The 6,772-nt window shown below is 70.1% G+C and carries 1 protein-coding gene; it reads right to left on the bottom strand.

Going from position 1 to position 6,772, the window contains the following annotated elements; translation table 11 throughout:
• Nucleotides 1-77: 77 nt before the first annotated feature.
• Entirely contained in the window at nucleotides 78-6,737 is a 6,660-nt protein-coding gene (locus FH715_RS27300; protein ID WP_139650059.1) for a polymorphic toxin-type HINT domain-containing protein, read from the bottom strand.
• Nucleotides 6,738-6,772 lie beyond the last annotated feature (35 nt).

Raw genomic sequence — 6,772 nt, 5'->3', positions numbered from 1 at the left:
CTCCCGCAGCCAGGCCTGTGATCCGCCGATTACTGATGATCACCGCACGCGTTGAGTTCCCCACCACCTCACCATGATCAACCCTCCAGGCTCGACGACCCCTGCCTACCGTGCACGAGCTCGTTAGCCGCGCGAGTCGAGTCCGCCCCATGCATAACCTGCACTTGGTAATCCACACCGTCAGCAACTTGAGGCCCATAGGCTTCATCGATCGCGTCGTATGCGTCATCCGTAATTCCCGCTACGTCACCGAGATCGCAGTTGTGAACGAGCACCGGCGTCCGACCAGCCAGCACATAGTACGTGTGCAGTCCTTCGACCGTGAGGTTGTGGACCGTGCTGGCTCGGGTGTGCTGGGTGAGGGTGGTGACGGTGGCCGTGGTGCCGTCGGGGGCGGTGAGTTGGGTGCCGGCCGTCAGGTCTGCGGCGTCGGTCCAGGCGCGGGTGGTCTGGTTCCAGAAGGGGTGTGCGTCGGTGGCGGTGAGGGTGGTGGGGCCATTCTCGGTGGCGAGGGTGAGAGCGGTGAGGTGCTTGGTTCCGGTGCTGGTGATCTCGGCGGTGACGGTACGCGGGCTGGTCTCGCCGGTCTCGGGGTCGGTGGCCAGAACCTTGTCGCCGATGCGGAGATCCTCGATGGGGCGGGTGGTGCCGTCGGCCATCAGGACGTGGGTGCCGGCCACGAAGCTGTTACACGCGTCGCCCACATTGCGGCGCAACGTCGCGCCCAACTCGTCGGCCTTCTCCAGGAGACGGTCGACGAACTTCAGCCCTTTGCCCTGAGGGGCTTCCATGACCAGCCCCATGGCGCACAGCAGCAAGCTTTCCTGGCAGTCATCGAGCAGTGCACCGGGGTCCGGAAGGACGAATTCGGCCACGGACTGGCCAACGTCAAGGAGGTTTTCCTTTGCCCCCTGGGCCGCATCCACGAGCGGTCTGAGAACGCGCCCGAAGGGATCTTCCATGCCCTGGGGCCGGGAGACCTGCTGAAAAGAACCCGACGCCGACGAGCCACTGTGCGACGCGTTCCAGGAGCTTGAGCTGTATGAGGCGTTGGAGGCGCTACGCGGACTCCAAAGAGCCCGACTGGCGCTGCTTCGCGCCCCTTTGACGACCTTGTGGACCGCGTTCTTGATGCCGCGGACAAGGTCCCCGAAGAACAGGCCGGTCGGGTCCGAGTACGTCAGCGGGTTGTTGTTGGCGTAGGTGTAGCCGTGGATCTGCTGTGGGTCGGTGAGGTCCATGACCGGGTCGAGGGAGATGAAACGGCCGGTCGCCGGGTCGTACTCCCTGGCACCCAGATGTGTCAGCCCGGTGGAGGTGTCGGAGGTGCCGCCGACGAAGCCCCTGGTGCCGGGCCAGTCGTTCGGGGTGGGGCCGCGGATGGCGCCGAACGGCAGGGTGCGGCGCTGTTCCATGGCCAACGATCGGGCGTCGACGGCTATCTGGCCCGTGCCGTGGTGGTCCGCCAGCGTGTAGGAGAGGTCGCCGTTGTTCTCGAAGATGACCATGTGTCCACCGCCGGCGTCCACGTAGCGGGTCGCCTGGGCGGCGGAGGCTCCGGTCGGGAGGACGACCTCGGTGTGGCCGAGGTAGAGGGTGGTCTCCGTGGGCGTGCGGCCGATGAGGCGGCTGCCGTCGGCGTCGTAGACGTACTCCGTTCTCGCGCCGTCGGCGTCGGTCACCTCCGTCAGGCGTCCCTCGTCGTTCCAGGTCAACTCCTGGGTGTCGCCGCCGATCTGTCGGCTGACCGTGTTGCCGGCCGCGTCGTAGCCGTATTCCTCCAGCGCACGCACGCCGGGCGCCTCGTCCACGACGGAGGTGAGGGTGTGCGGCTGGGGCCCGCCCGCCTCCGGGTAGGCGTAGGTGCGGGTGGTGTCCTGCTCGTGGAGGGTCTCGGTCAGCCGGTTGCCGGCCAGGTCGTAGGTGTAGGAGTGGTGGTAGGGCTCGGTGCCGGCGATCGTGGCGTCCGCCGGATCACCGGCGCACTCCGCCGTGTCCTGTGTCCACGCCTCGGTCAACCGACGCAGATGGTCGTACTGGAAGCACTGGTTGTCGGTGCCGTCGCGCGAGGTGTCGTTGACGGACAGGACGTTGCCCGCCTGGTCGTAGGCGTACGTCTCGTGACGGTCGACCCCGGACATCGCGAAGCGGTCGATGCGGGCGGTCTTGAGGCGCTGGGTGCCCCACTCGTAGGTGTTGGTGGCCCAGACGGCCTCGTCGAAGGCACGGTGGTGCTTCAACTCGAACTGCAGGGGCTTGCCGGTGAGGCTGTAGGTCGTCTGGGTGGAGAGCCCCTGCGAACCGTCGAGCCCGATCTGGCGGCGCGTCCCCTCCTCGTAGCGGGGTTCCAGGGTCAACGCGCCCAGGCCGCCGGCCGCCGGGTAGCTGTGGGACTCGGGCAGGCCCGATGCGGCGTAGGCGGTGGCCGTCTCGTAGGAGCCGGCGAGGGCGCCCTCCGAGTCCGGGATGGTGGTCTCACTGCGCAGCGCCCGGTAGAGCGCGTCGTACTCCAGGACGCGGGAGGTGTACGCCTCGCCGTCGTGGTAGCGGGTGGCTGCGGCCAGCTGGCCCTGGGCGCGGGGCAGGGTGTCGTACTCCCAGTCGGCGAGCGTTTCGCCCTGACCGTCCAGCAACGCGGTGCGGCGGCCGAGGTTGTCGTAGCGGTAAGTGAGCGTCGCGTCGCGGGCGTCGGTGCGGGTGGTGAGTTGGTCGCGCTCGTCATAGGTGGAGACGGAGGTGCCGGCGTCCGGGTCGTGGGTGTGGGTGCGGCGCCCCAACTGGTCGTAGTCGTAGGACCATTCGTTCCCGGCGGGGTCGGTCACGCGGGCCAGTTCTCCGCGCGCGGTGTAGGCGTAGCGGGTGGCGTCGAACGCGGCGTCCAGGGCGCGCTCGTGGTGCTGGCGCAGCTCGGTGGTGCGCTCCCTGGCGTCGAAGAGCGTGGTGGTGGCCGTGTCGCCCTCGGGCGGGATGACGGTGGTGCGATCCCCGAAGTAGTGGGTCTCGGTGACCCCGAGTACCTCACCACCGTCTCCGCTGCCGGCCATGAGCCGTCGTTCGGTCTCCCGGCCCAACCCGTCGTGGAGGTGGCGGGTCTGGGTCTCCACGCCCACGGCGTCGTCGGGCTGGAAGATCTGGTGGTGGGGTGCGCCGAGGGTGTAGTAGGAGGCGAACGTCTGGCGGACCAGACCGCGTTCGTCGTAGAAGGTGTCCGTGAGCAGCCGCCCGTCCTCGGGGCCCGGGTTCTGGGTCTGGCGCTCGCGAAGGAAGCCGTCGTACAGGACGTAGGAGGAGTCCTGTCCGCCGTCCACGCCGATGGTGCGGGTACGCACCGCGACCGGGGAGCCGTCCGCGAAGCGGTAGTCGAACTGAAGGGACGGTGTGTCCTCCGGGGCGCGGTCGGGCAGCCAGACATGGCTGGAACGGCCCAACGCGTCGTGCGCGAGGACGGTCTCCCGGTCGTTGGTGTCGGTGGTCCGCACCGGCAGGCCGCGGAGCGGGTCGACTCGGGTGACGCTGGTCTGTGCGGTGTCGGGATCGTCCGGGTCGGCCGGAGGTGAGGTCTCGGTGAGAGTGGCGGGGATGCCGGTGGCCGGCTCGTAGGCGGTGGTGACGGTGCGGCCGTCGTCCCGCGCGGTGCGGGTGAGGGTGGAGCCGACGGCGGTGACGTCGGCGGCCAGGTCGGTAACGGTCAGCGGCCGGCCGTAGGAGTCGAAGGTGGCTCCGCTTTCGCGGTAGGTGGCCGTGGTGCCGTCGTGCCCCGTGAGTTCCGCCCGGACGGTGGCGTCGCCAACGGTGGGAGCCTGGCCGTAGTCGAGGCCGTCGTAGGCGAGTCGGTCGTCGGAGATCACCTGGCTCGCACGGTCGGGGGTCGCGGAGCAGCCCACCGCGACGGTCTCCACACGGCTGGGCAGGGTGAGCAGATCGCCCGGCGGAAACTCGACGCGGGTGCAGCGGTCGTCCGCGTCGTCCGCGAGATCACCGTGGTCGTGAGTCCGGGTGAGACGCCCCGCCACGGTGTCATAGGTGTGGTCGCGCCGGCTGGTGCGCCACTCCTCACCCGCGCCCTGGTCGAGCGAGACGAACGTCGTCTCGCGAGCGATACCGGTGTGATGGGCGGTCAGATCGCCCCACGCGTGGCTCTCGCTGGCGGTCTCGTGGTGCCAGGGACGGGAAACGGTCTTGGCCAGCACCTTCCCGTCCGGCCCGTCGAAGTCCACGGTGCGGTAGAGGAAGCCCGCCACCGACTCGTGGTCGGTGATCGGGTCGCCCTCCCCCGCCTCCAGTGCAACGGAGACCGTGCGGGCGCCGCCGGAGGGGGCAGCGCGGTCGCCGTGCATCCCGCGCAGGAAGTAGGAGTCGGATTGGCTGTACTTCTCGGTCTGGCCGCCCGTCTGGACGCGGACGTGCCCGTAGCCGCGCCACTGGGACCAGGTCTTCTCGTCGTCCGGAATGAGGCCGTCGTCGTTGTAGTGCCAGGCCGCGCCGCCCCGGTAGTCGTAGGTGGTGACCTGGTCGGGTGCGCCACCCGTGCGGTCGGTGAGCGTCACGTCGGTGGTGACGTACTTGTGGAACCACTCCAGGTCCGGGTCCTGGTCGGGCCCGTTGCCGAGGTACTGGGGGAAGCAGCGGGTGGTGTTGGTGTGCGGGGTGGGCAGCGCGTCCGTTTCGCAGACCGCGTCGGAGTATCCGACGTCGATCTGGCCGCCGGCCTCGTCCGCGATCGAGGAGAGCCGCCCCTTGACGAACGGGGCGCGGCCGTCGCCCGTTTCGTCCAGCCGGTTGACCAGCTGGGTGTAGCCGAAGGTCACCGGCGGCAGCGAGACGGGCTCGGCGGCGGTGTGACCCGTGCGTTGCACGCTGGCCAGCAGCAACTGGTAGTCGACGTCCGCCGTTCCCCAGCGGTGGGTCAACTCCCAGGAGTCCACGGGCTCCCACGCGCCGCCGGTGCGGATCTCGGTGGTGACCCGGGCGAGCCGCTTGGTGGTCCAGAAGGTCGGGGACAGCCGGCCGGCGTCGCAGTCCTCAGTCGCGGTGCAGTTCAGGTCCCAGGGGGTGTCGTACCAGTACTGCGGGTTGGCGTCGATGTCCGAGCAGTCGGCGCCGCCGCCGGGCAGGCAGCGCTCCTCGTTGGTGAACCTGACCCGGCCCATCGGCTGGCCGGCGTAGAGGTCGTCGCCGTCGTGGCCGTACTCGATGCGCTGGAGCGAACCCCCGCGGGTGTAGCGGGTGTTGTTGGTCTCGTCGAGGAACCGGCCGTAGGAGTTCTCCTCCTCGTCGTAGAAGTAGGCCATGGCGTTGCCGCGCGCATCGACGACGTAGTCGAGGTTCCAACGCCACGCCTGCTGGCACCAGGCGTCCTCGGTCGCCGACTGGTAGCAGGGGTCACCGGCATCGTCGCCGTAGACGGGAACGGTCCAGGTGGAGTCGGTGGTCGCGTCGCCGCTGCTCCAGCCGGGCAGCCGGTGGTAGCCGAAGTAGTACTCGGTCCCCTCCGGGTCGGTGACCCGCCAGTGCTCGTCGTCGCGGGCTCCGTTGCCACGGCTGGTGCCGGTCAGCCGCTCGACGACGGTGCCGTCGTCCTGCGGCAGCCGCCAGGTGTCGGTGCCGTCGGGGACCAGTTCACTGGCACCGCCACCCAGTGAGAGGACCGCGTTGTCGTAGTCCCAGCACAGGTCGCCGACCTCGAAACCGTCCTCGTTCTCCACGCCCTCCTCTTCGCAGGGGAGGTAGCGGCGCTCGATGAACCCGGCCCCGAAGTCGAAGCCGTCGCCCGCCCAGGAACCCTGGTTGTTGGTACCGCCGGTGCGACCGTCGACGGCCGCCGCCGCGTAGTCGAGGGACAGCTCGGGCACCAGGCCGCCCGGTACGTCGGGGGCCGACATCGGATACGACCAGGTGAAGTCACCCGTGTTGAGGCCGACCTCCCAACTCGCCGACGGCGAGAGCGGGGACGCCGTGTGGTCGCCCTGCTCGCCCTCGTCCGCCGCCACCGCCGCGAGCACCAGGGGCTCCCCCGGCTCCGGGGCCATGTCGGGGGCGGTCAACGTCCGCTGTTCGGTGTCGTTGACCGAGCGGACCGGCTGCCGCTCCCGGCACTCCGCCTTCTCGGGCTCGTCCAGGGCACAGGCCGGGAGTCGGACGAACGTGAGGCGGGAGCCGTAGTTGCCGCCGTAGGCGTCGGCGAACGCGGCGTAGTCCAGCTCGACGCCGATCTGCCCGAGGGCTTCCGGTGCCAACGGGCTGGCCCCCCAGTCGCCGCCGGTCTCGTCGGGAATCGTCACGCCGAGCAGGACGCCGTCGACGCCGGCCGCCTCGGCCGCGTCGTCGTCGAAGGTCTCGACCGTGGCGGTCGGTGCCCCCCGTCCGGCTTCCCGGGGCAGCGCGGCCACCGTCGGGGCCGTCAGCCGCACCGCCGACTCCTCGACGGGCAGGGAGAACGCCTCCCCCGATCCGCCGGGCAGTGGCACCTCGACCACGGAGGGCTCCGGTCGGTCCGCCGAAGGGTCGGGCGGCGGCGGTATCTCGTGATTCTCCGGCCTCGGCAGGACGGACAGGCCGTCGGTCCCCGGCACCGCCTCCTCCGCGTCCGGGACCGGGGGCGCACCGCCGGTCTGGGCGGCCGCGGTCGGCATGGCCGCGGCTTGGAGCAGCGACGCCACCATCAGCAGCGCCAGCGACAGCGACACCTGCCGCGACGGGGAGCCGCTGCCACGCCGCGACCTCGCAAAGCCCTTCACCTGAGCATCTCCTCGACGACTCACAACACGGGATG

Origin of the sequence: Streptomyces sedi (assembly GCF_006335015.1) — a bacterium.
GTDB lineage: Bacteria > Actinomycetota > Actinomycetes > Streptomycetales > Streptomycetaceae > Streptomyces > Streptomyces sedi.
Note: the sequence above shows the minus strand (reverse complement) of the source record. Positions and strands in the feature narration are given on the sequence as shown.